The organism is Mesorhizobium sp. WSM4836, assembly GCF_055811815.1.
Map to the genome: position 1 here is coordinate 1 of NZ_JBVVQF010000028.1, position 20,661 is coordinate 20,661.

Annotated in this window: 27 protein-coding genes; 7 read left to right on the forward strand and 20 right to left on the reverse strand. The window is 63.2% G+C overall.

The genetic code is table 11. From position 1 onward, the window contains the following. Positions 1-1,110 (forward strand): efflux RND transporter permease subunit (locus tag AC0L2P_RS26840; protein ID WP_473505592.1); only part of this gene is annotated, 1,110 nt, incomplete at its 5' end. Positions 1,111-1,209: 99 nt separating this feature from the next. Then, positions 1,210-1,368 (forward strand): DUF3309 family protein, encoded by a 159-nt coding sequence (locus AC0L2P_RS26845; RefSeq protein WP_352564626.1) that lies wholly within the window; start codon positions 1,210-1,212, stop codon positions 1,366-1,368. Positions 1,369-1,429: 61 nt separating this feature from the next. Here AC0L2P_RS26845 and AC0L2P_RS26850 read toward each other — a convergent pair whose 3' ends face one another. Then, positions 1,430-2,392, reverse strand: coding sequence for an SDR family oxidoreductase (locus AC0L2P_RS26850; protein ID WP_473505594.1), 963 nt, complete (start codon positions 2,390-2,392; stop codon positions 1,430-1,432). A 93-nt stretch (positions 2,393-2,485) separates the two neighbouring features. Between AC0L2P_RS26850 and AC0L2P_RS26855 the strand changes: the two genes are divergently transcribed. After that, positions 2,486-3,397 carry a LysR family transcriptional regulator gene (locus tag AC0L2P_RS26855; RefSeq protein ID WP_473505596.1) on the forward strand — a complete coding sequence of 304 codons (912 nt, stop codon included), beginning with the start codon at positions 2,486-2,488 and terminating at the stop codon, positions 3,395-3,397. Here the strand turns inward: AC0L2P_RS26855 and AC0L2P_RS26860 are convergent. The 4 genes from AC0L2P_RS26860 to AC0L2P_RS26875 form a co-directional block, all read right to left on the reverse strand. Beyond that, entirely contained in the window at positions 3,355-4,536 is a 1,182-nt protein-coding gene (locus AC0L2P_RS26860) for an MFS transporter (RefSeq protein WP_473505598.1), read from the reverse strand. The genes AC0L2P_RS26855 and AC0L2P_RS26860 overlap by 43 nt on opposite strands. Positions 4,537-4,704: 168 nt before the next feature. Continuing rightward, positions 4,705-5,166, reverse strand: a complete 462-nt coding sequence (locus AC0L2P_RS26865; RefSeq protein WP_473505600.1) for a cupin domain-containing protein — start codon at positions 5,164-5,166, stop codon at positions 4,705-4,707. Between the two features lie 12 nt (positions 5,167-5,178). Beyond that, a complete protein-coding gene (locus tag AC0L2P_RS26870) occupies positions 5,179-5,487 on the reverse strand; it encodes a DUF1244 domain-containing protein (protein ID WP_473505601.1) in 309 nt (102 codons plus the stop codon). 26 nt (positions 5,488-5,513) lie between these two features. Continuing rightward, a complete protein-coding gene (locus AC0L2P_RS26875) occupies positions 5,514-6,311 on the reverse strand; it encodes an N-formylglutamate amidohydrolase (protein ID WP_473505603.1) in 798 nt (265 codons plus the stop codon). Between the two features lie 285 nt (positions 6,312-6,596). On the opposite strand from AC0L2P_RS26875, the gene AC0L2P_RS26880 reads away from it, so the two are divergent. Next, positions 6,597-7,043, forward strand: coding sequence for a DUF1036 domain-containing protein (locus AC0L2P_RS26880; RefSeq protein WP_473505739.1), 447 nt, complete (start codon positions 6,597-6,599; stop codon positions 7,041-7,043). Then, positions 7,040-8,470, forward strand: a complete 1,431-nt coding sequence (pyk, locus tag AC0L2P_RS26885; RefSeq protein ID WP_473505605.1) for a pyruvate kinase — start codon at positions 7,040-7,042, stop codon at positions 8,468-8,470. Before AC0L2P_RS26880 ends, pyk begins: the two co-directional genes overlap by 4 nt. Positions 8,471-8,605: 135 nt before the next feature. Here the strand turns inward: pyk and AC0L2P_RS26890 are convergent, their stop codons facing one another. The 14 genes from AC0L2P_RS26890 to AC0L2P_RS26955 form a co-directional block, all read right to left on the reverse strand. Continuing rightward, complete coding sequence (locus AC0L2P_RS26890; protein ID WP_473505607.1) at positions 8,606-9,205, reverse strand: tetratricopeptide repeat protein; 600 nt, start codon at positions 9,203-9,205, stop codon at positions 8,606-8,608. A 95-nt stretch (positions 9,206-9,300) separates the two neighbouring features. Next, positions 9,301-9,426, reverse strand: coding sequence for a type B 50S ribosomal protein L36 (gene ykgO / locus AC0L2P_RS26895; protein WP_006203764.1), 126 nt, complete (start codon positions 9,424-9,426; stop codon positions 9,301-9,303). A gap of 237 nt (positions 9,427-9,663) precedes the next feature. Beyond that, positions 9,664-10,740, reverse strand: a complete 1,077-nt coding sequence (locus AC0L2P_RS26900) for a 5-(carboxyamino)imidazole ribonucleotide synthase (protein WP_473505609.1) — start codon at positions 10,738-10,740, stop codon at positions 9,664-9,666. Beyond that, positions 10,737-11,234, reverse strand: a complete 498-nt coding sequence (gene purE, locus AC0L2P_RS26905) for a 5-(carboxyamino)imidazole ribonucleotide mutase (RefSeq protein ID WP_473505611.1) — start codon at positions 11,232-11,234, stop codon at positions 10,737-10,739. The genes AC0L2P_RS26900 and purE overlap by 4 nt, the downstream gene beginning before the upstream one ends. Positions 11,235-11,356: 122 nt before the next feature. Further along, positions 11,357-12,190 (reverse strand): anti-sigma factor family protein, encoded by an 834-nt coding sequence (locus tag AC0L2P_RS26910; protein ID WP_473505613.1) that lies wholly within the window; start codon positions 12,188-12,190, stop codon positions 11,357-11,359. Beyond that, positions 12,187-12,747: a sigma-70 family RNA polymerase sigma factor gene (locus AC0L2P_RS26915; protein ID WP_473505615.1), complete on the reverse strand. Its 561-nt coding sequence runs from the start codon at positions 12,745-12,747 to the stop codon at positions 12,187-12,189. The genes AC0L2P_RS26910 and AC0L2P_RS26915 overlap by 4 nt, the downstream gene beginning before the upstream one ends. A gap of 25 nt (positions 12,748-12,772) precedes the next feature. After that, positions 12,773-13,015 carry a cupredoxin domain-containing protein gene (locus AC0L2P_RS26920; protein WP_473505617.1) on the reverse strand — a complete coding sequence of 81 codons (243 nt, stop codon included), beginning with the start codon at positions 13,013-13,015 and terminating at the stop codon, positions 12,773-12,775. A 116-nt stretch (positions 13,016-13,131) separates the two neighbouring features. Then, on the reverse strand, positions 13,132-14,079 hold the full coding sequence (locus AC0L2P_RS26925) for a metallophosphoesterase family protein (RefSeq protein ID WP_473505619.1): 948 nt from the start codon (positions 14,077-14,079) through the stop codon (positions 13,132-13,134). A 162-nt stretch (positions 14,080-14,241) separates the two neighbouring features. Continuing rightward, complete coding sequence (locus tag AC0L2P_RS26930) at positions 14,242-15,447, reverse strand: aminotransferase class V-fold PLP-dependent enzyme (RefSeq protein ID WP_473505621.1); 1,206 nt, start codon at positions 15,445-15,447, stop codon at positions 14,242-14,244. Positions 15,448-15,473: 26 nt separating this feature from the next. Continuing rightward, complete coding sequence (locus AC0L2P_RS26935) at positions 15,474-15,935, reverse strand: RidA family protein (RefSeq protein WP_473505623.1); 462 nt, start codon at positions 15,933-15,935, stop codon at positions 15,474-15,476. Positions 15,936-15,969: 34 nt separating this feature from the next. Continuing rightward, positions 15,970-16,764, reverse strand: a complete 795-nt coding sequence (locus AC0L2P_RS26940; protein ID WP_473505625.1) for an amino acid ABC transporter ATP-binding protein — start codon at positions 16,762-16,764, stop codon at positions 15,970-15,972. Between the two features lie 4 nt (positions 16,765-16,768). After that, complete coding sequence (locus AC0L2P_RS26945; protein ID WP_292655692.1) at positions 16,769-17,419, reverse strand: amino acid ABC transporter permease; 651 nt, start codon at positions 17,417-17,419, stop codon at positions 16,769-16,771. Position 17,420: 1 nt separating this feature from the next. Further along, positions 17,421-18,086, reverse strand: coding sequence for an amino acid ABC transporter permease (locus tag AC0L2P_RS26950; RefSeq protein WP_473505627.1), 666 nt, complete (start codon positions 18,084-18,086; stop codon positions 17,421-17,423). Between the two features lie 67 nt (positions 18,087-18,153). Further along, complete coding sequence (locus tag AC0L2P_RS26955) at positions 18,154-19,035, reverse strand: transporter substrate-binding domain-containing protein (protein WP_473505628.1); 882 nt, start codon at positions 19,033-19,035, stop codon at positions 18,154-18,156. 128 nt (positions 19,036-19,163) lie between these two features. Between AC0L2P_RS26955 and AC0L2P_RS26960 the strand changes: the two genes are divergently transcribed. Beyond that, positions 19,164-19,967, forward strand: coding sequence for an IclR family transcriptional regulator (locus AC0L2P_RS26960; RefSeq protein ID WP_473505630.1), 804 nt, complete (start codon positions 19,164-19,166; stop codon positions 19,965-19,967). 32 nt (positions 19,968-19,999) lie between these two features. Here AC0L2P_RS26960 and AC0L2P_RS26965 read toward each other — a convergent pair whose 3' ends face one another. Then, on the reverse strand, positions 20,000-20,203 hold the full coding sequence (locus AC0L2P_RS26965; RefSeq protein WP_023678480.1) for a YdcH family protein: 204 nt from the start codon (positions 20,201-20,203) through the stop codon (positions 20,000-20,002). 238 nt (positions 20,204-20,441) lie between these two features. On the opposite strand from AC0L2P_RS26965, the gene AC0L2P_RS26970 reads away from it, so the two are divergent. After that, positions 20,442-20,621, forward strand: coding sequence for a YdcH family protein (locus AC0L2P_RS26970; protein ID WP_023678481.1), 180 nt, complete (start codon positions 20,442-20,444; stop codon positions 20,619-20,621). The last annotated feature ends 40 nt before the right edge of the window (positions 20,622-20,661 follow it).

Genomic DNA, 20,661 nt, shown 5'->3' on the forward strand with positions numbered 1-20,661 from the left:
CCGCCCGGCGTCGACTGGGCGCTCGAGGTCGATCGCGCCAAGGCGGCGCAGTACGGCATCAGCCCGACCGCGGTCGGGACGGTCGTGCAACTGGTGACCAATGGGCTGAAACTCAGCGAGTACCGGCCCGCCGGCGCCGATGATGCGGTCGACATCAGACTGCGCCTGCTCGAGGATCGGCGCACGCTGTCCACGCTGGACGAGCTGCGGGTGCAGACCGCGCAAGGCTCGGTGCCGATCTCGAACTTCGTCATGCGCAAGCCGGAGCCGACGGTCGGCATCCTCAACCGCATCGACGGTGCGCGAACGGTGGTCGTCCAGGCCAATGTCGCTGCCGGCGCCCAGGTGGCTGCCGTTCAGCAGGAGGTCACCAAAGCTGTCGCAGACATGAACCTCGGCAGCGGCATTCGCTGGAAGCTCGCCGGTTCGAACGAGGACAGCGCCGAGGCCAGCGCGTTCCTCAGCAAAGCCTTCGGCGCCGCGATCTTCCTGATCTTCCTGGTGCTTCTGGCGCAGTTCAACAAGTTCACCAGCGTCTGGCTGGTGCTGTCCTGCGTGGTCATGGCGACGATCGGCGTGTTCCTCGGGCTGCTGCTGACGGGAGAGGCATTCGGTATCGTCATGTCGGGCATCGGTGTCATCGCGCTGGCCGGTGTGGTGGTGAACAACAACATCGTGCTGATCGACACCTACGACCGGTTGCGCGAAGAGGGTTGGGACAAATACGAAGCCGTTCTGCAGACCTGCCGCGAACGTGCCCGCCCGGTGGTGCTGACGGCAGTGTCGGCGATCCTGGGCGTGCTTCCGATCGCCTTCGGCCTCGGCCTCGAAATCTTCCATCACGAGACGACGATCAACGCGCCGTCGACGCAATGGTGGATTTCGCTGTCCTCGGCGATCGTCTTCGGGCTGTCCTTCGCCACCGTGCTGACGCTGGTGGTGACGCCGTCGATGCTGATGGTGTTCACTCGCGCCAAGGTCAAACCCAGTGCGCGTCGTGGCTGGTTCAGTCGCCTGTTGGGGCGTGGCAAGGCCGAGGTGTCCTCGGGAGGCCTGGACGCCGATTTGGGCCCCGAACCGGCGATCGCCTTCTCGAAGGCGGCCGAATAAAGTCTGAATCGCCGTCTTGATCAAGCAAAGGCCGCCCGGGAACAATGGGCGGCCTTCTGCATTGTTCCGTCATTGCAACCTCAAAGCGAGGATTTTCTGATGACGATCAGCACCATTCTTGTCATTATCCTTATTCTTATCCTGATCGGCGCGGTTCCGGCGTGGCCGCATTCGCGGTCCTGGGGCTACGGGCCATCCGGCATCGTCGGCGTTATCCTGATCGTTGTCCTGGTGCTGCTGTTGATGGGCCGGATCTGAGCGCATCATTGGTCCGGACAAGCCGCGGCTGACTCTCAGGCCATCCGCTTTTTTCAACTTCCTATTGGGCAGCTTCCCGCGCGGTCTTGATCGTGGCGATGCCGATATCCTCAAGCGCTTCCGATACTGCATCTTCCAGCGGTGTGTGCGGGATCGAACCGATAACGTTTTCCAGCCTGCCTGAAACCAACCGGTGCGGCTCGAAGCGGAGATAGGACATCGAAACGATCTCGCGCCACATGGCCACGAACGGGCTGCCGGCGCGCAGCACCCACCACGGCATCTTCGTCAGTTTCAGCGTGCGCCCGAGCGCCTTCTCCGCGGCTGCCTTGATCCGCAGATCGGTTACCGGATGGCCAGGAAAGTTCAGCGCCTCGTAGGAGCCGAGCTTGCCGAGATTGTCCGCCAGCCTGACGAAAGCCTTGGCCAGGTCGGGCAGATAGGCCCATTCATGCACGAGATCGACCGGCCCTGGGGCGGTATAGACGCCCTTGGTCATCTTGGCGGCAACAACCAGATCGAACCACGATCCGCTGCCGGTACCGCCGAAGAAATCACCGGCCCGCAGCAGGATCGTGGGTACCCGACCTGCGTCTGCTTCGCGGCGAAACAGGTCTTCCATCGCGACGCGGATGCGGCCCTTTTCCGTCGTCGGGTGAAACGGCGTGGCTTCAGTGATCACCGCCGGCATCGGCGAGCCGTAATTGTAGACGGTGCCCGGGAAGAGATGCAGCGCGCCGTTCGCCCGGCAGGCAGCCATCACATTCTCGGCCATCGGCAGGCATTTGCTCCAGTCGGTGTAGAGCGGGTTGAGGCCATTGAAAATGATATCGACGCCTTCGGTGGCGCGGATCAGCGCATCACGGTCGAGCGCGTCGCCGGCGATCGTCATGCCGCCTTTGAGCTCCGACGGCACCTTGCCGCTGCGAGTAACGGGGCGGACATCGTAGCCGGCATCGAGGAAGGCCTTGGCCACCGCGCGGCCGAGCCGGCCATTTGCCCCGAGAATTGCGATCTTGGTCATTGTTCGTCTCCGTGTTTGCGTTACGACCTGTTGTGATCTCTTCGCAAACGAATGAAAATTGACTAGAGATGGCGATCTGATATTCAATTTTGAATGGATATCGATTGGAACCTGATCAAGAGTTTCGTCACCGTGGCGGAGACCGGCAGCTTGTCGGCCGCGGCGAGAAAACTTGCCGCAAGCCAGCCGACGCTCGGCCGCCATATCGCCGAGCTGGAACAGGCGCTCGGTGTCACGCTCTTCCGGCGCGGGCGGCGCGGCTATGCGCTCACGGAAGCAGGCAGCACGCTCTTTGAGCGGGGTCGCGCGGTAAGCGAACAAGCGAGCGCCTTTTCGCTGCTGGCGCTGGGATCGGTCGAAGCGATCGAGGGCACGGTGCGCATCGCCGCCAGCGAAGTGGTGGCCGCCTATGTGCTGCCGGAAATGACGGCGAGGCTTGGGATCGAGGAGCCGGGCATCGAGGTCGAGATCGTCGCGTCGAACCAGGTCGAGAACCTCTTGCGTCGCGACGCCGACGTTGCCATCCGCATGGTCAAGCCGGCGCAGAATGAACTGGTCGCCCGCAAGGTGACCGACATTCCGCTCCGCGCCTGCGCGACAAAATCCTATCTCGACCGGCGTGGCCGTCCGCGCGAGGTCCGCGATCTGGCCGACCACGATCTGGTCGGTTTCGACCGCAGCGATGGGATCATTCGCGGCTTCGCCCAATTCGGCGTCGCGCTCACCCGCGATTCCTTCCGCTTCAGGACCGACAATCAGATCGTGCTTTGGGAAGCGGTGCGGGCGGGAAACGGGATCGGCTTTGGCCAGCAGCCGCTCGCCGAGCGCGATGCGCTGGTGGAAACCGTGCTGCCGGACCTCCCGCTGCCGACGCTGCCGGTGTGGCTGGCCATGCACCGCGACGTGCGCACCAGTGTGCGCATCCGCCGCGTCGCGGATTTCCTCTACGAGGAGTTGAAGCGCTATTCAGCCGGTGCTGCCTCGGCAGCGAATTCGGCGCGGTGAGCGAGGCCGGCCATCACCAGCACGACGACCAGCAGCCCCGACAGGGCGACGAAGATCGGGCCGAAGCTCGAATGCTCGGCGATGAAGCCGATCGCCGAGGGCGCCACCAGAATGCCTGAGTAACCCATTGTGGTGACGACGCTCATGCCGGTGCCGGACGACATGCCTTCCTGGTTGCCGCCGGCCGAGAAAATGATCGGCACCATATTGGCAATACCCAGGCCGCAAAAGGCAAAAGCCGCGATGGCGAGCCATGGCGAGGGCGCCAGCCCCGCCACCAGCATGCCGGCTGCGGCGGCAAGGGCAGAGACACGCAACGTCGTAACGGCACCGAAACGGTTACGGACGCCGTCGCCAAGGAAGCGCATAACGGCCATAACCCCGGAAAAGGCGGCGTAGGCCAGGCCAGCAATGGCAAGATCGGCGCCGAGCTCCTGCTTGAGATACAGCGCCGCCCAATCGAGCACCGCGCCTTCGGAGATCATCGTCAGCAGCGCCATCAGCCCGACGAGATAGACCAGCGGGTTTGCCGGCAGCGCGAATTTGTGATGCTCGGCGACCGGGTGCTTGTCCTCGGCGATCAGGTAGCGGATCGCCATAGCGATGACGGCAAAGGCAAGAGCCGTGACCACTGTCGCATGGGTGAGGTGACCGTAGTTCTGGATGGCGAACCCGCCGAGCGCGCCGCCCGCAAAACCGCCAAGGCTCCAGAAGCCGTGCGAGGACGACATGATCGCGCGGGACAGCCGCCGTTCGACTGCCACTGCATTGGCATTCATGGCGACGTCCATGCCGCCGATCGAACCGCCGAAGAGGAACATGGCGACGGCTGCAAGGGGCACGTTGGGGGCCAGAGCCACGACCAAAAGGCCGAAGCTGCCGACAAGTCCGAACCAGCGCAGCACCGTGCGCGAGCCATGCTTCGAGATCAGATGGCCGCACCAGGTCATGGCAGTGACGGCGCCGGCACCGAACAACAGAATCAGCAGGCCGAGCGTGAACTTGCTGATGTCCAGCCGGGTCAGGAACACCGGGATCTGCGGCGCCCAGCTGCCGGTCAAGAAGCCGTTGGCGAGGAAGATGCCGGCCACTGCCCAGCGTCCACGAAGCGCGATCTGCGTTATTTTCTGCGCGCCCATCGGGTAGAATCCGGTCCGGAAATGGCTTTACGCGGCAAATTAGATCGATTCAATTTGCAGTCAAGCGCTCTTCGCCGAAAGTGCTTGGACCAGACGGCGCGTGATGTGCCGGTACGGCGCTACGTCCTCTCGCGTCGCCAACCATCTCGGCGGTCCGCTCCGAAATCCCTACGGCTCGGGATAAGGCACGCCATCCTTGTGCACAAACCGGCCGTCGGCGTTGGTGCTCATCATGTCGATGTCGGAGCAGGTGGTGACGTCGTCGGGCCAGCGCGAACCGACTTCAAGATAGATCGCAACTGCGCCCGATTTGTTGATCATGTGATGGCCGTTGCCGGAGCCTTTCGGAAAGGCCGCGCAATCACCCGCTCGCAGCACCGTCTCGCCGGCATCTTCGACGAGCGTCAACTCGCCTTCAAGCACGTAGACGAATTCGTCTTCGTGCGAATGCCAGTGGCGCTGGCTCGACCAGTTGCCCGGCGGCAGGCGCATGAGATTGATGCCGAAGTCGGTGATCCCGCCGGCGTTGCCCAGCCGCTGCCGCACCCGTTCGGCACAGGGTGCATCGAACGGCGGTGGATAGGATGAGCCCTTGCGTCCGGGCACGTCGGCAACATCGATCTTAGGCACGGCAGTCCTCCCCTAGTGATCCCTGGGGCGTCTTGCCTCGAATTCGGCCTTCTTGGCATCGGAGGCTTCGATCTGGTTCAGTGCCTGCCACTCGGCATAGGGCATGCCGTAGATGATCTCGCGCGACTGTTCCTTGCTGAGTTCGACACCCTCGGCTTGCGCCGCGTCGCGGTACCAGTTGGACAGGCAATTGCGGCAGAAGCCGGCGAGGTTCATCAGGTCGATGTTCTGTACCTCGGAACGCTCGCGCAGATGCGCGACGAGCCGGCGGAAGGCAGCGGCTTCGAAATCGCGCTTCTGTTCGTCGCTGAGTTCGGTCATGTCCTGTTGGCCTCCTTGGGCCTCCATCATACCGGCCCGGTGCGCGAGCCGAATATTTTCACCGCATGTATATCAGCACGTCGATCTATCGCGTCAACGATCGGCGCCAGCCGTTCGGCCCAGGCGAGGGCACCCTTGCGGTCGGCGATCAGGTCCTGGCGGATCTCAAGCAGCGCATGGGCAAAGCCGTTGACGATGGCGTGCCTGAACATGGTATCGCCGCGCAGTGCGCCGTCATAGGGTTCGTTATCGCCGACGATGAGGCTGTTGTCCTCGGCGAGCATGTCGATCAGCGGCCGCGCCACGCGGTCGTCGAGGTCCCACAATATGCCGGCGTGCCACGGCCGCACAAAGCCCTGCATGGTCGGTGTGAAGGAATGTACCGAAAAGATGAAAGGTGCTTGCGCCGACGCTTGCGCCACTGACGCGATCATGGCGCCGACGGCATCATGATAGGGGCGGTAAAAGCGGTCCAGCCGTCTTTCGCGCTCCTCCAGCGCCATGGGATAATTTCCCGGGATGACGGTGCCGTCATAGAGCTGGCGAATCAGCGTTGGATCGTCTTCGCCGCGATTGGGGTCGATCAGCAGTCGCGAAAAATTGGCAAGCACCGCCGGAACGCCGAGCAGACTTGCGAGTTCGCGGGTTACAGTCTCGACGCCGATGTCGTAAGCGATGTGGCGGTCGAACTCCGCCGCCGGCAGGCCAAGGCTGCCATACTCCTCCGGCAGGTCGCGGCGGGCGTGATCGGCCAGAAGCACCATGCCGCGCTTGCGATCGCCTTCGACGATGTCGAAAGGCGCGAAAACTGTGGATCGGGTCATTGGCGGGAAAGGTCTGTTCGCTGGCTTCCGGGGAGGGTGGTATCGTCATTCCACGAAGAGAACGCTTGCGCAATGCCGTTGTTTCGCCACGGTTTCTGCCAAAAAACTGAGCAGGGGCGACCGCAAGCGCGCCAGAGCCTTCTAAATCGATTGGAATGGACAGATCGGCGCGTTGACATGCGTACGGACTTTTCCGAAAAGGGGCGTTGAGAGATGCAAATGTGGTTCTTGAGGGGTTTCGGGATGGGTTTCGCCGGCAGGCCGCCTGTGCGCCATGCCTTGGCCATGCCGCTCCTGATACCGGCCATGGGCCTCTTCGCGGTGATTTCGGCCTCGCCGGCACGGGCCGATTTCAGGGTCTGCAACGCCACGCAGAACCTGGTCGGTGTCGGCATCGGCTATCGCGCCAAAGCCGGTTGGATCACCGAAGGCTGGTGGCACATCGAAGGATCGAGCTGCAAGACGCTGATCGAGGGACCGTTGTCATCAAGGTTTTACTATCTTTATGCAGAAGACGCCGAGCGCGGCGGACGCTGGGATGGCCCGATCAACATGTGCGTGGCCGAAAAAGAGTTCAAGATCGCCGGTGTTACCGATTGCGTCGCCCGCGGCTTTCAGCGCGCCGGATTCCAGGAATATGACACGGGCGAGCAGGCAAGCTGGATGGTCCAGCTGACGGACGAGCCCGCAACGGATGGCGCTCCAGCCGCCCCGGGAACAAACAGTCAATGAGACGCAGCCGCAAGGTCAAGATCCTCGCCACCATCGGTCCGGCCTCCTCGTCCGAGGAGATGCTGAAGAAGCTGTTCGAAGCCGGCGCCGACGTGTTCCGCATCAATATGAGCCACACCGACCATGAATTGATGCGGACGCTTGTCGGCCGCATTCGTGCCGTCGAAGAGGCGGTCGGGCGGCCGATCGGCGTTCTCGCAGACCTGCAAGGGCCGAAGCTGCGCGTCGGCAAGTTCGCCAACGGCAAAGAAGTGCTGACCGTCGGGCAGAGCTTCACGCTCGACGACAATCCCGAGCCCGGCAATTCGACGAGGGTCTACCTGCCGCATCCCGAAATCCTGCGTTCGGTCGAGGCTGGTCATCGCCTGCTGATCGACGACGGCAAGCTCGAGCTCAAGGCGGTCCGCAGCAACGGCAAGGCGATCGTCTGCACCGTTGTGGCCGGCACGACCATTTCCGACAAGAAGGGCGTCAGCCTGCCCGACACCGACCTTCCCGTCGGCGCGCTGACGGAGAAGGACCGCCGGGATCTCGACGCGGTTCTGGCGACCGGCGTCGACTGGGTGGCGCTGTCCTTCGTGCAGCGGCCCGAGGACCTGGCCGAGGCGCGCAAGATCGCACGCGGCCGGGCACTGATCATGGCCAAGATCGAAAAGCCGCAGGCGGTCGCCCGGCTGGCCGAGATCATCGAGCTTTCGGATGCGCTGATGGTCGCCCGCGGCGATCTCGGCGTCGAGATGCCGCTCGAAGCCGTGCCAGGCATCCAGAAGCAGATCACCCGCGCCGCGCGCCGTGCCGGCAAGCCGGTGGTGGTCGCCACGCAAATGCTGGAATCGATGATCACCGCGCCGGTGCCGACGCGCGCCGAGGTGTCGGACGTGTCGATCGCGGTGTTTGAAGGCGCCGACGCCATCATGCTTTCGGCCGAGTCCGCCGCCGGCGCCTATCCGGTGGAGGCGGTGGCGATGATGAACCGGATCGCCACCAAGGTCGAAACCGACCCGACTTATGCCGGCATTATCAACGCGCAACGCTCGGAGCCGGAAGCGACCGGAGCCGACGCGATCTCGCTCGCCGCCCGCGAAATAGCCGAGACGCTGAAGCTGTCGGCGATCATCACCTATACCGCGTCCGGCACAACCGGCTTGCGCGCCGCGCGCGAACGGCCGCAGGTGCCGATCGTGGCGCTGTCGCCGATCCTCAACACGGCGCGGCGGCTGTCGCTATTGTGGGGCACGCATTGCGTCGTTTCCCCCGATGCCAGCGACTTGGACGACATGGTCAACCGCGCCTGCCGTATCGCCTTCGACGAAGGTTTCGGCAAGCCGGGCGACCGCGTCATCATCACCGCCGGCGTCCCGCTGAGGACGCCGGGATCGACCAACATGCTGCGCATCGCCTATGTCGGGTCGGAAGTCGGCCGCTAATGTCGGCGGCGGCTGCCGGATAGGCCGGCGGGAGTAGGGGAGTAGGTGGCATGTGTTCCAGAGGGCGTTCCACAGTGCAATCTAGACCACTCACATACTGCCTTACTCCCCTATTCCCCTACTCCCTTACTGGTTTCAAATGCCTTCGCCGGCAAGCTCCTCGGAAAGTGCGGCGACCTGGTCCTGGGCGCTGCGCATCATCGGGTAGATGCCGAGAACGCGCTGCCAGGCCTCAAGCGCCGACTGCTTGTGGCCGGTCTCGGCCATGATCTGGGCCAGGCCGGAAAGCGCGCCGAAATGGCGTGGTTCGAGCTGCAACGTGCGGTCGATGTCCGCCATCGACTTCCCGTAGTTCTTCATCATGAAATGGACGGTCGCCCGCCGGTTCCACCCTTCCGCATAGATCGGCTGCAAAGTCACCACCTGATCGAGGAAATCGAGCGCGACATCGAATTTCTGGTTTTCGATCGCCTTTTGCGACCATTGCATCATCAGGTCGATCGAGGCGCTGCCCGACTGGGACCACTCGTTCGCAATGCGCCCGGCGATGCGCTCGGCGGCCTTTTCATTGCGTTCGCGCTTGAGATCGGCAAACAGCTGATCGAGCCGCGCCTGTTTCGTCTTGGCGACCGGATGTCCTGTCGGCGCAGTTGCTGCCGCATCTTCAGCCCAAGCCGGCAGCGAGACAGCGCCGGAAACGAGGAAAGCCGTGAAAAATGCAAAAAGAATCCGCATCGCGGGAATCTAGCCCCCGACGCCGGATCGTCAAACTGAATTTAGCGTGAGATGCGTATCATGCGAACGGAGGCGCGCAGCCTCCGGCCGAAAACTCAACCCTGGCGCGCCTTGTAGCGCGGCGCGGTCTTGTTGATGATGTAGATACGGCCTTTGCGACGAACCAGCTGGTTGTCGCGATGACGCGCCTTCAACGCCTTGAGCGAATTCTTGATCTTCATGGTCTTGCCCGTCGGTCTGGGCCCGGTCACGGGCCGAATTATTAAGGCGCACAGACGCGCCTTTGAACTGTGCGTGGCTCATAGACGAGGAGCATTGCTCGTGTCAACCGCAAGCGCGTTGGCTAAACGATACGGATCGTTTCGTATCATCAGATATCCCCGCTCGCGCCTGCGGCTTGATCTTCGAAAACCGGATCCGCTTTTCGCTAGCGCGGACGTTCGGTTCGGGATCATGCTCTAGCTGCGGCGGCTGACGCGGGTAAAATGGCCCATCTTGCGGCCGGGCCGCGCCTCGGCCTTGCCATAGAGGTGCAGCATCAGATCGGGCTCGGCGAGCAGCTCAGGAACGCGCCGGACATCGTCGCCGATCAGGTTTTCCATGATGCAGTCGAACTGCCGGGCGGGATTTCCCAGCGGCAGGCCAGCGACGGCGCGGATGTGCTGCTCGAATTGCGAGATGGTGCAGGCGGCCTCCGTCCAGTGGCCGGAATTGTGGACGCGCGGCGCCATCTCGTTGGCCAGCAGCGAACCGTCGGCAAGGACAAAGAATTCGACGCCGATGACGCCAACATAGTCGAGCGCTGCCAGGATTTCTGCCGCCGCCGTTTGAGCCGCAGCCGCCGTCTCGGACTTTACTCCGGCCGGCAGCGTCGAACTGTGAAGAATACCGTTGCGATGGACATTCCACGCCGGATCGTAGGCGGCGAGCGAGCCGTCGATGCCGCGCGCGGCGATCACCGAAATCTCGCGGTCGAAGGCGACGAACGATTCCAGGATCAACGGCACGTTGCCCATCGCCTCGCAGGTGCCGGCAGACCCGCCCGTCTCCACATTGCGGAAGACACGCTGGCCCTTGCCGTCGTAGCCCATGCGGCGCGTCTTCAACATGCCGTTGCCGTCGAACTTTTGCAGCGCAGCCGTCAGTTCGTCGTCATTGTCGACGGGGCTGAAATCCGCGGTCGGTATGCCGATACCGTTGAGGAATTTCTTTTCCGCCAGCCGGTCCTGCGCCACTTCCAGTGCGCGTGCCGGCGGATAGACCGGCACCGTAGAGGCAAGTGCCGCGGCGGCCGCAACCGGAACGTTCTCGAATTCATAAGTAACGACGGCACAGGCCGCAGCCAACTCGCTAAGCGCGGCCGCGTCGTCATAGGCGGCGACGATCTGCCGGTTGGCGACCTGTGCCGCCGGGCAATCCGGCTGCGGCTCCAGCACGACGATGCGGTAGCCGAGGCGGGCGGCGGCCATCGCCAGCATGCGGCCGAGCTGCCCGCCGCCGATGATGCCGATGCTCGATCCCGCCGGCAGGCTCACGGCGCGTCCGTGGGCTCGGCGGCCACCTTGGCGGTCTGCGCGGCGCGCCAGCTATCCAGCCGGGCGGCGAGCTTTTCGTCGCTCAGCGCCAGCACCGCCGCGGCCAGAAGGGCAGCGTTGGCAGCGCCGGCTTTGCCGATGGCCAAAGTGCCGACCGGAATGCCGGCCGGCATCTGCACGATTGATAGCAGCGAATCCTGGCCCGACAGCGTCTTCGATTCCACCGGCACGCCCAACACCGGCAGCGGCGTCATCGCCGCCGTCATGCCGGGCAGATGCGCCGCGCCGCCGGCACCGGCGATGATCACCTTGTAGCCGGCCGCCTTGGCGCCCTTGGCGAACTCATAGAGCCGGTCGGGAGTGCGGTGGGCCGAGACGATCAGCCGCTTGTGCGGGATGCCAAGCGCCTCAAGCGTTTCGGCGGCGTGGCGCATCGTCGCCCAGTCGGACTGGCTGCCCATGATGATGGCGACGTCGGCGCGTTGATCGTTCAAGCTTCTGCTCCCCGGCGACAAAGGCGCGCATTAGCGGAAATCGAGGGGAGCCGCAAGGACGGCGGGAGAGCGAAAGCCGCTTGTGCCGTTTCCGTCGCTACACAAATGGATAGCGGCGGTGGTCATCGGGCGGCCGCTGCTCGGAAGCGGTTGACGAAGTCGTCAAGTTCAGGCCGTTCGGTATCGGAAATCGCCCAGTAGGAAAAGCCACCGTCGCTCCAGTGGACCAGCGAGAAGCCACCAGCAGAAAGATCGACCGGTCCGGCTGTCGAGCCGGTTTCCTCGGGCGCGGCGACGAGGGTGATCAGGTGCTCGCGGTGCCTGTAGACCAGTGCCGGCACTGGCTGGTCGGCGATCACCTCGACCCGGCCGCCGAGCAATGCGAAGCCGTCATTGGCAAGGTCAGGTGCCGGCGGCGACAGGCCGACCCTGCCATCCAGCCAGGGTTTTACCGTGTGACGGTCCGACGAGACGACGTCCACCGGGCTGGCGGCCAGCAGGCTGCGGCGGTGGCCGCGGGCGACCGCGGCGGCAAAGCTGTCGGGCGCCCTGCTCAGCATCATCCACTGCGTCGCGCCGCTGGCCAGCACGGCGGTAACGATGATCGACGCCGCCAGCGCGCGCCAGTCGAACGCGCCAAATCGGTGCACCGCTCTGTGCGCCGGCAGCACTCGAGCGGCGGGTGCCGGCGCCGACAGCACTTTCGCCGTACCGGCTGTCCCGATTGCAGCGATGCGAGCCTTGAAATCCTCACGGACATCGGGCCTCGGCAGCCCTCCGACAACGGTCTGCAGCGCAATGATGCGGGCATGCTCGGCGGCGAGCGCCGGATCGGCCGCAATGCGTCGCTCGAGGGCCAATGCCGCTGCTGCGTCGAGCTCGCCATCGACCAAGGCATGGATCATCAGCTCCATGCCCGCCGGGTCATCGGGCAGTCCATCGTTGTGCGCACTCATGGCGCCCTCCCAAGTTGGGATATCAGCAGGCCGCGCGCCCTCGCCAGCCGCGACATCACCGTGCCTAGCGGGACAGCAAGCAGTGTCGCGATCTCGCGATAGCTGAGGCCGTTGATGTCGCGCAGCACCACGGTCTCGCGAAATTGCTGCGGCAGCGCGGCGATCGCCGTCTCGAGTGCCGCTGTGTCGGCCTTGGCGATCAGGTTTGCCTCAGGACTATCCGTATCCGGCAGGCCGGCGCCATATGCTGCCGTCATGTCATCGAGGTCGCTCAGGTCGCCGACCGCGACGATACTGCGCGGCCGGTTGCGCGCCAGCCAGGAGTAAGAGGCGTTGCGCACGATCGCCAGCAACCAGGCGCGCGCATTGCCGCCGGCATAGCCGGCGATGCCCGCATGCGCCTTCAGACACGCCTCCTGCACCACATCCTCGGCGTCGGCGGCGTTGCCGGTCAGCCAGCGGGCAAGCACAAGCGCATCCGCGAGATGGGGCAGAACCACCTCGCGAAAGCGCTCGGCCGCGGCCTCTTGGTTCAACACCGTCGCATCGCCCGGCATCCCGGGCAGAACCTTCCGAACATCCTCACGGGGCGACGGTGATCCTGCCCTGCATGTGCGGGTGAAGCCCGCAGAAATAGGCATAGTCGCCCACTTTGTTGAAGGTGAAGGCATATGTGTCACCGGTGTCAAGCGCCTTGGAGCGAAACGAGGCATCGTTGGCGACCACCAGATGCGGGATGTCGTCGTCATTCTCGAAGGTCACGGTGGTGCCCGGCTTTACCGTCAGCACCGCCGGTGTGAAGGCAAAGTTCTCAATCTTGACCATTGGCTGGTCTGCCGCGTTCAGTGGCATGGAAATCATTGTCAGGATTGCCGCCAAACCGAATGTGACAGAGGATACGACCAAGAGGCGGGATAGGAAGCGGATCATCGCATTTCCCCTCAGGCCAGCGTGCTGTCGATGATGGCGAGGTCCTGCCCGCCTTGCTTGACCGTCACGTTGCTCGTGCCGAGCAGGCTTCGCAACTGGCCGGCAGGTACCGTCATCGGCCCGGGTGAGGCTGCTGTGCCCGGCGCCGGTTGCGGAAAAGCGGTCGAGCGCGCGGTATGGAAGGTAACGTTGCCTTCGACCTTCTGCATGATCTGATGGATATGGCCGTTGAGTACGGTGACCGAGCCGAAGCGCTTGAGCAGGGCCAAGGCCTGCGCCGCGTCGTCGGTGCCCCAGCCCCATTCGGGATAAACTGCCCACAGCGGGATGTGGGCAAAGACGACGATTGGCGTCGAGGCGGTGACCGCCTTCAGATCATCGGCCAACCATGCCAACTGTTCGGCGCCAAGATTGCCGAGCCCGCCAGCCTTCAGGTTGACGACGTTGACCAGCCCGATGAAATGGACGCCGTTCTGGTCGAACGAATACCAGCCGGCGCCCTTGGTGCCCTTGCCGTAGCGGTCGAGATAGGCCTGGCCGTTGCCGTCATCGATCAGGTCGTGCTCACCGGGCACATAATGCACGTCGAAGCCTGCGCCGCCGATGATCTGGGCAGCGTTGTCGAACTGCGCGGCTTTCGACAAATGGGTGATGTCGCCGGTGTGGATCATGAAAGCGGGCTTTTGCGGCAGCGCCTGGATTTTGCCCATGGCCTCCTTCAGCGTATCGATGGCGTGCGGGTTGGCAACCTTGTCGAAGCCGATGTGGCTGTCGGAAATCTGGAGGAAAGTGAAGCCGCTGGCCAAGGCCTCTGCCGCCTGCGCCGCGCCGAGCAGACTGAGCGAAACCGGCACGCCGGCCGAAATCGTCCACAGCACTCCCGTGCCGGCCCAGATCATGCATTCCAGTGCATGACGGCGGCTGATGCCGTCAGCTTCATTGTCGTGGTGGTGGGTCATACCGGTCTCCTGCAACGCCGGAAATGGCGTCTGCTTGGGAGACCTGCGAAGGAGGTGGTTTATTCCCGTTCGAGGACAAGGCAGTCATTCACAGTGTTGTGATGGGACAGCGGTGGTTGGCGAAGCCCGACTGGAGAAGGCAGGTTGGTTCAGCCGTCGTGGCTAGTCCGGCCAGCGCAAAGCCCCGGCGGACTGCTTGCGAGCGGATTTCATCGCCTCCGTGGGCAGGTCGGCAGCGCTCAACACCGCCCGCAGGCGTTCGGCAACGATTTCCGCCTCGCCGGAATGGAGATTGCACGGATCAAGGAAGAAATGGCCGCGCTCGACCTCGTGATTGCGCACGATCACAGGCGGCGAACCCGCGGCAAGCGCCGAGGCCAGCCCGGCGGCGGTGAAGCGGCTTTCGGGCGCAACAAACACCTGCAGACGGTCGAGAGGATTTCCGGTCGGATCTGGAATGATACGTGCCTCGATGCCGGGCAGGCCCTGCAATGCGCCTTGCCACAGATGCAGTGCTGCTTCTTCCCGCTGGCGGATGCCGGCATGGTCGCGCTGTTCCCAGGCTTCCAATGCCGCCATGGTGCCGGCAATGCTCTCCTTGCCGACCTTCATGGCGCGCGCAACGCCGCGGTTCTGGAGATAGGCCGCCCGCACCAGGCCCTTGCGGCCCGCGACGATGCCGCTTGTCGGCCCTGAGAGAAATTTGTGGCCGCTGTAGACGACAATGTCGGCACCGCGCGCCAGAAAGCCGCGCAAATCGTATTCCGAGGCGGCGTCAACGATCACCGGCACGCCCTTGGCGTGGCAGATCTCGCAGAATTCCTCGAGCGAGAGCATGCCGTATTGCACGGTGTGGTGCGCGACGACGTAGAGGGCTGCCGCCGTCCGGTCCCGGATCGCTTCGGCAACATGATAGTCCTGCGTAACGCTGACAGTGCCGGCAGGCACAGCCTTGGCTCCGGCAAGCCGGATCGACTGGTCGATCGGCGCGCCATAATTGACGATGTGGCCAAGCTGAACGATGACCTCCGATTTGAGGCCCTCGGTGTCGTCCGGCAGCCGCTCGACCGCAAGAAGGCTGGTTCCGGTCATCGCGCCGGCAATCGCCATGGTTATGCCGCTGGCGCAGCATGCGGTGATAAAGCCGGCCTCGCCGCCGGTGAGGCGTGCAATCACCGTACTTGCGGCGCGCTGCAGATCGTCCATCTCGACCCATTGCGAGGCGATTTCCGACATTGCGGCAATCGCTTCGGGAACGATGATCGAAGCGCCGAGCGCCGTCATCGTACCGGAAACATTAATGATCGGGCGAAGGCCGAGCCGTTCGCGGATTGTCGTGTTGGAACGGTCAGCGGCATAGGTCGTCATCTCTATAGATCCTGTTTCGAAAGATTTCAGGCGGCGATCTCGACGACCGCCTCGATTTCAACTGTGATGTTGCCCGGCAGCGAGCCGACACCGATCGCGGAACGGGCATGTCCGCCAAGTGTATCAAAGACGGCGGCGAAAAGATCGGAACAGCCATTCACCACCTTGGGGTGCTCGCTGAATGTCGGCGTCGCATTGACAAAGCCAAGCAGCTTGACGACGCGCACGATGCGGCCGAGGTCGCCGGCCGCCGCATGCATGACGGCGAGCAGGTTTAGGCCGGTCAGACGCGCATGATCATAGGCTTGTTCAACGCTGACATCCTCGCCGACCTTGCCGGTGCAGAGCGCGCCATCGGCGCGCAACGGCCCCTGGCCGGAGAGGAAGATCAGCCGTCCGCTCTCGGCATAGGTGACGAAGTTGGCGATGGGCTTCGGCGGCTCGGGCAGTGTCAGGCCCAATTCCGCGAGCCGGATGTAAGGCGTCATAAAAGCTCCTTGCGACAGCTTTCGCCGTCCGATGTCAAAAATGCGAGGCGCGAAACCGCGCCAGGAAGCTGCGAAGGCGTTCGTTGTCGAACCCGGCCGCCAGGATCTCGGCGGGTGGTCCGACGGCGCTGACGCCGCCATCCGCCATGAAAACGATGCGGCTCGATGCGTCGCGCGCAAAAGCCATTTCATGCGTGACCATCAGCATCGTCATGCCATCTTCGGCGAGGCTGCGCACGACCTCGAGCACCTCGCCAACCAGTTCGGGATCGAGCGCCGAGGTTATCTCGTCGAGAAGCAATATCTTCGGCTCCATCGCGACGGCGCGGGCGATGCCGACGCGCTGCTGCTGGCCGCCGGACAGCTCGGCCGGCAGACTGTCGGCCTTGTGGGCGAGGCCGACCCGGCCGAGCCAGTGCTCGGCAATGGTGCGGGCCTCGGCATTGCTCTTGCCGCGCACCTTGCGCAGGCCAAGCATGATGTTGCCGGCCGCAGTCAAATGCGGAAACAGATTGAAGCTCTGGAACACCATTCCGGTCTCGGCTCGCATCGCCGCCAGGTCGCGCTCGCTGCGTCGCTGGCGTGTTCCCGTCTCGCGATAGCCGACCTCCTTGCCGTCGATGCGGATCGAGCCGCTGTCGTAGCTCTCCAGGAAGTTGACGCAGCGCAGCAGCGTGGTCTTGCCGCTGCCGGAGGGGCCGATGACAGTCACCACCTCGCCGCGTGTCACCTTGAGGCTGACGGAACGCAGGACCTCGACGGATCCGAAGGCTTTGGACACGTCGGAGACATCGAGAAGCGCCGGATTTGCGGGCGAGGCGTTGGACATCTTGCTATTCCCGGATGAAGGAGAAACGCCGCTCCAGGCGCCGGCTGGCCAAGGAGAGGGCGTAGTTGACGGCGAAGTAGACGAGCGCGCCGAGGATGTAGAGCGGCATTGCCTCATAGGTACGGCCGATGACCTGGTTGATCGCCTGCATGAGGTCGGTGATGCCGAGCAGCGAGACCAGCGCGCTGCCCTTCACCGCGTCGGTGACGCCATTGATCCAGGGTGGCAGGAAGCGCCTGAACGCCTGCGGAAAAATGACGTAGGCCAGCCGCTGGCGAAAGGTCAGTCCGATCGCCATCGCCGCCTCGGACTGACCCTTGGGGATCGAGCCCACGGCGCCCCTGAGATATTCGACGACTTGTGCAGTCTTGAACAGGGTGAGGGCGAGTACGGCCGCCCAAAAGGATTCCAGATGCAGCCCCACCGCGGGCAGGCCGTAGTAGACGAAGAAGATCAGCACCAGGATCGGAATGCCGCGTATGGTGTCGCTGAAGATGCGCACTGCCCAGCGCAGCGGAGCCGGACCGTAGACAAGGCCGACGCCCATCAGCACGCCGGCGATGAGCGACAACACCACGACCAGCAGCGACACCCACAAGGTTACGGCAAAGCCTTCGGCGAGGAACGGCAAGGCGTAGATGATCTGGCTCAGCATGTCAGCGCGCCGCCTTGAACCGGCGCTCGACCAGTCGCAGCGCGAAAAGGAGCGCATAGCCGGTCAACAGGTACATCGCCGTCACCACAAGATAGACCTCGACAATGCGGAATGTGTTGAAGTTGATCCACTGGGCGCCATAGGTGAGCTCTGGCACCGAAATGACCGACGCCACGGACGTATCCTTGAAGAGCGATATGAATGTGTTGGAAAGCGCCGGCAGGGTTATGCGCAGCATCGTCGGCAAGCGCACATGGAGCAGCCTTTGCCATGGCGTCAGGCCGATCGCCTTGCCGGCGTCGAGCTGCCCGCGCGGCACCGCCTCGAGCCCCGAGCGAAACACCTCGACCAGGTAGGCGCCGCTGTAGAGCGACAGCGTGGCAATGAATGAGGTTTGGGCGCTGTAGGCGATGTCGACTACTGTGGGCAGGCCGTAGAAGACGAGATAGACGAGCAGGATCAGCGGTACGTTGCGGATGAACTCGACATAGGCAGCGATGATGGTCCGCACCGCACGTCCGGCCGACACGTACCAGACCGCCAGAACGAGCCCGATGACGATGCCGATCGCGATGGAGATCACAGCCAGCTCGAGGCTTAGCAGCAGTCCGCTCCAGAGCTTGTCGAAATGCCGCCAGATCAGGTTGAAGTTGAGGGTGTAACCCATGCATCCCCGTCATAGAGGGCTGTGATGAGAGGGAGGCGGAAGGACGTTGCCCTTCCGCCTGCTTGCATCAGATGACCGGGAAACCGGGATGGCGCGCCGGCGGCTCCTGTCCGAAATAATCCTTGAACGCAGCGTCGTAGAGTGCCGTTTCATGGCCGAACATGGCGATGGTGAAGGTCTGGTTGACGAAGGTCAGCCAGTCGAGGTCGCCCTGCCGCAGCGCGGCGCCGTAAAGCATCGAGAACCAGCTCTTGCCTGCATCGAAGTACTTGTCCGGATTGCGCGAGGCGAGCCAGCGCACCGTTGACAGATCGACGGCGGCGGCGTCGACTCGCTTCGATTCCAGGGCCTGCAGCACATTGGCCTGCGTGTCTATCTGCATCACCTGCGACTCCGGCAGGACGATATGCACGTTAGCCTCCGCGTCCACGTTTTGCAGGATGGAAATCCGGGTTGCCGAACCGCCGGCAAGCAGCTTGTCGAATGTCTTGTTCTCGGCACTGGGAAGGGTCAGCAAGGCGACGCCTTCGACGTAGTAGGGTCGGGAGAAGTGGATCAGCTGCGAGCGCTGGGCCGTCATGGTCATGAACTGGATGGTAATGTCGACCTTGTTGGTGGTCACGTTCGGAATGCGCTGGGCCGGATCCTGCATGACGAATTCGACTTTGGTCGGATCGTCGAAAAGCCCTTTGGCGAGAATGCGACCCATGGTGATATCCATGCCGACCAGTTCGCCAGCGTCGTTCTCGAAATGCCAGGGCGCATTGGTACTGCCGGTGCCGACGATCACCTTGCCGCGCTCGAGGACGGTTCGCAGCAGGCTGTCGGGCGTTGCCTGGGCCGCCGCTTTCTGAACATCGACCGCTGCGGCGGCGCTCATCACCCCGGCCGTTGCAAGCCCGGCCATTCCCAGTTTCAGAAATTCACGCCTTTTGGATGTGTCGTTCACGACGACCTCCTTTCGTGTTGTGTTCCCCTTTAGACCAGCAATACAGGCATCGGTTGCAACTGACATCATTGTCCCTTACAAGAGACGCCTGTACCCTGTACAAGACAGATTAACATCAGGAATCGATAATGCAAGAAGGCAATGCCTTGGCCGCTCGATCGGACGTCGGTCTGGACGAGGACAAGAATTCGGGTTCTCGGGAGAAAGGTCTCAACCGGGTCCTCCAGATTCTGGAGTTTCTCCACACGACCCAGCGCGCGATCAGCATTGGCGATCTTGCGAAGGGGGTGAACGCGCCGCGTTCGACGACCTACACGCTTGTGCGCTCACTGGTCGACGCGGGCCTGCTGGAAATGGCCGGAGACGGCAATCGCGTCTACTTCGGGAAGAAGCTTTATCTCTACGGAATGGACTATGTGCGGGGTAACGACCTGCTCAGGCGAGGGCGCCAGGAAGTCGACCATTTGTCGCGCGAGACCGGCGAGACCTCGGAGCTATGCATGCTGCAAAGCGGCCGCTACACCATCGTCCATTCAAGCCCGGGAACGAGGCCATTCCGAATCAGCTCGGCGACGGGTCTGCAAATACCGCTCCCCTGGACAGCGTCCGGGCGGCTGCTCCTCGCCGGCTTCGACAGGGCGGCGATCGAAGATATGGTCTCGGAAGACGATCTCGTACTGCCGGACGGCCGCAGGTTGCGGCTCGACGATTTTATAGCCGACATCGCCGTCGCCAAGTCGGCCGGCTACTGCGTCACCTCCGGCCTTGTCGATGCCTACACGAAATGCCTCGCCGCACCGGTCTTTTCAGCGCCGGGTAGGGTCGAGGCGACGATGTGCCTGGTGGTTCCGATCGATACCTCGACCGAAAAGACCGACGACCTGATAGCCTTGTTGCGCGAGCGCGCCGCACGGCTTTCGATCGCGGCATAGCGGCTTTCCAGCAGGCCGGCGCCGGCGTTGGTTCAAGCGATTATGTCTGGAATGATCTTGTCTTCCAGCGCCATCAGCCTGTCCTTCAGGAAAAGCTTCTTTTTCTTCATGCGCTGGATCTGCAGCGGGTCGCAATTCATGGCGATCATCGCGTTGATGGCCGCGTCGAAATCGGCGTGTTCCTGCTTCAGCCGGGAATATTCGAGGCGGATATCTGCCTGTTCCTGATCGGACATTTTTACCGTCTGCACGTCTGCGGCGCCCAAACTATGGGCCTGATTGGGCGGGACCGGGTCTTTTTGCACCGGCGCGCAGCCCATACCACATTTCATATTGTCGTGAAATGCTACCACGCAGCATTCGACATCGGTGCTCGATGGTGGCACAGTGTCGTTATGCCGTCACAGAAGCGAGCCTGCGGTGGACGTGCCTTGGCGGCTGCAATCGAGGAAACCATGAAAGGGAGAACCAATCATGTCTCTTGCATCCCATCTTGATGAGCTGCAGCGGAAACACGGCGACATCGAACGGGAAATCGACGATGCGATGACCCACCCATCGGTAGACGACCTCGAAATCGTGAATCTCAAGCGGCGCAAGCTGGCGCTCAAGGACGAGATTGAAAAACTGAAGGCGAAACCGACGACGCACTGAAGCCTCTCCAGGACTAACAGCGCCGCCCGGCGCGCGATCT

What these genes read in the sequence shown, in the direction of transcription:
- AC0L2P_RS26850 (WP_473505594.1), bottom strand. Translation starts at nt 2,392, where the DNA reads ATGACCAAGATCGCAATTCTCGGGGCAAATGGCCGGCTCGGCCGCGCG.
- AC0L2P_RS26880 (WP_473505739.1), top strand. Translation starts at nt 6,597, where the DNA reads ATGCCGCTCCTGATACCGGCCATGGGCCTCTTCGCGGTGATTTCGGCC.
- AC0L2P_RS26970 (WP_023678481.1), top strand. Translation starts at nt 20,442, where the DNA reads ATGTCTCTTGCATCCCATCTTGATGAGCTGCAGCGGAAACACGGCGAC.
- AC0L2P_RS26870 (WP_473505601.1), bottom strand. Translation starts at nt 5,487, where the DNA reads ATGACCGAACTCAGCGACGAACAGAAGCGCGATTTCGAAGCCGCTGCC.
- AC0L2P_RS26935 (WP_473505623.1), bottom strand. Translation starts at nt 15,935, where the DNA reads ATGACGCCTTACATCCGGCTCGCGGAATTGGGCCTGACACTGCCCGAG.
- AC0L2P_RS26930 (WP_473505621.1), bottom strand. Translation starts at nt 15,447, where the DNA reads ATGACGACCTATGCCGCTGACCGTTCCAACACGACAATCCGCGAACGG.
- ykgO (WP_006203764.1), bottom strand. Translation starts at nt 9,426, where the DNA reads ATGAAGATCAAGAATTCGCTCAAGGCGTTGAAGGCGCGTCATCGCGAC.
- AC0L2P_RS26910 (WP_473505613.1), bottom strand. Translation starts at nt 12,190, where the DNA reads ATGAGTGCGCACAACGATGGACTGCCCGATGACCCGGCGGGCATGGAG.
- AC0L2P_RS26890 (WP_473505607.1), bottom strand. Translation starts at nt 9,205, where the DNA reads ATGCGGATTCTTTTTGCATTTTTCACGGCTTTCCTCGTTTCCGGCGCT.
- AC0L2P_RS26845 (WP_352564626.1), top strand. Translation starts at nt 1,210, where the DNA reads ATGACGATCAGCACCATTCTTGTCATTATCCTTATTCTTATCCTGATC.
- AC0L2P_RS26860 (WP_473505598.1), bottom strand. Translation starts at nt 4,536, where the DNA reads ATGGGCGCGCAGAAAATAACGCAGATCGCGCTTCGTGGACGCTGGGCA.
- pyk (WP_473505605.1), top strand. Translation starts at nt 7,040, where the DNA reads ATGAGACGCAGCCGCAAGGTCAAGATCCTCGCCACCATCGGTCCGGCC.
- AC0L2P_RS26920 (WP_473505617.1), bottom strand. Translation starts at nt 13,015, where the DNA reads ATGGTCAAGATTGAGAACTTTGCCTTCACACCGGCGGTGCTGACGGTA.
- AC0L2P_RS26915 (WP_473505615.1), bottom strand. Translation starts at nt 12,747, where the DNA reads ATGCCGGGCGATGCGACGGTGTTGAACCAAGAGGCCGCGGCCGAGCGC.
- AC0L2P_RS26945 (WP_292655692.1), bottom strand. Translation starts at nt 17,419, where the DNA reads ATGCTGAGCCAGATCATCTACGCCTTGCCGTTCCTCGCCGAAGGCTTT.
- AC0L2P_RS26960 (WP_473505630.1), top strand. Translation starts at nt 19,164, where the DNA reads ATGCAAGAAGGCAATGCCTTGGCCGCTCGATCGGACGTCGGTCTGGAC.
- AC0L2P_RS26940 (WP_473505625.1), bottom strand. Translation starts at nt 16,764, where the DNA reads ATGTCCAACGCCTCGCCCGCAAATCCGGCGCTTCTCGATGTCTCCGAC.
- AC0L2P_RS26855 (WP_473505596.1), top strand. Translation starts at nt 2,486, where the DNA reads ATGGATATCGATTGGAACCTGATCAAGAGTTTCGTCACCGTGGCGGAG.
- AC0L2P_RS26950 (WP_473505627.1), bottom strand. Translation starts at nt 18,086, where the DNA reads ATGGGTTACACCCTCAACTTCAACCTGATCTGGCGGCATTTCGACAAG.
- AC0L2P_RS26965 (WP_023678480.1), bottom strand. Translation starts at nt 20,203, where the DNA reads ATGTCCGATCAGGAACAGGCAGATATCCGCCTCGAATATTCCCGGCTG.
- AC0L2P_RS26925 (WP_473505619.1), bottom strand. Translation starts at nt 14,079, where the DNA reads ATGACCCACCACCACGACAATGAAGCTGACGGCATCAGCCGCCGTCAT.
- AC0L2P_RS26875 (WP_473505603.1), bottom strand. Translation starts at nt 6,311, where the DNA reads ATGACCCGATCCACAGTTTTCGCGCCTTTCGACATCGTCGAAGGCGAT.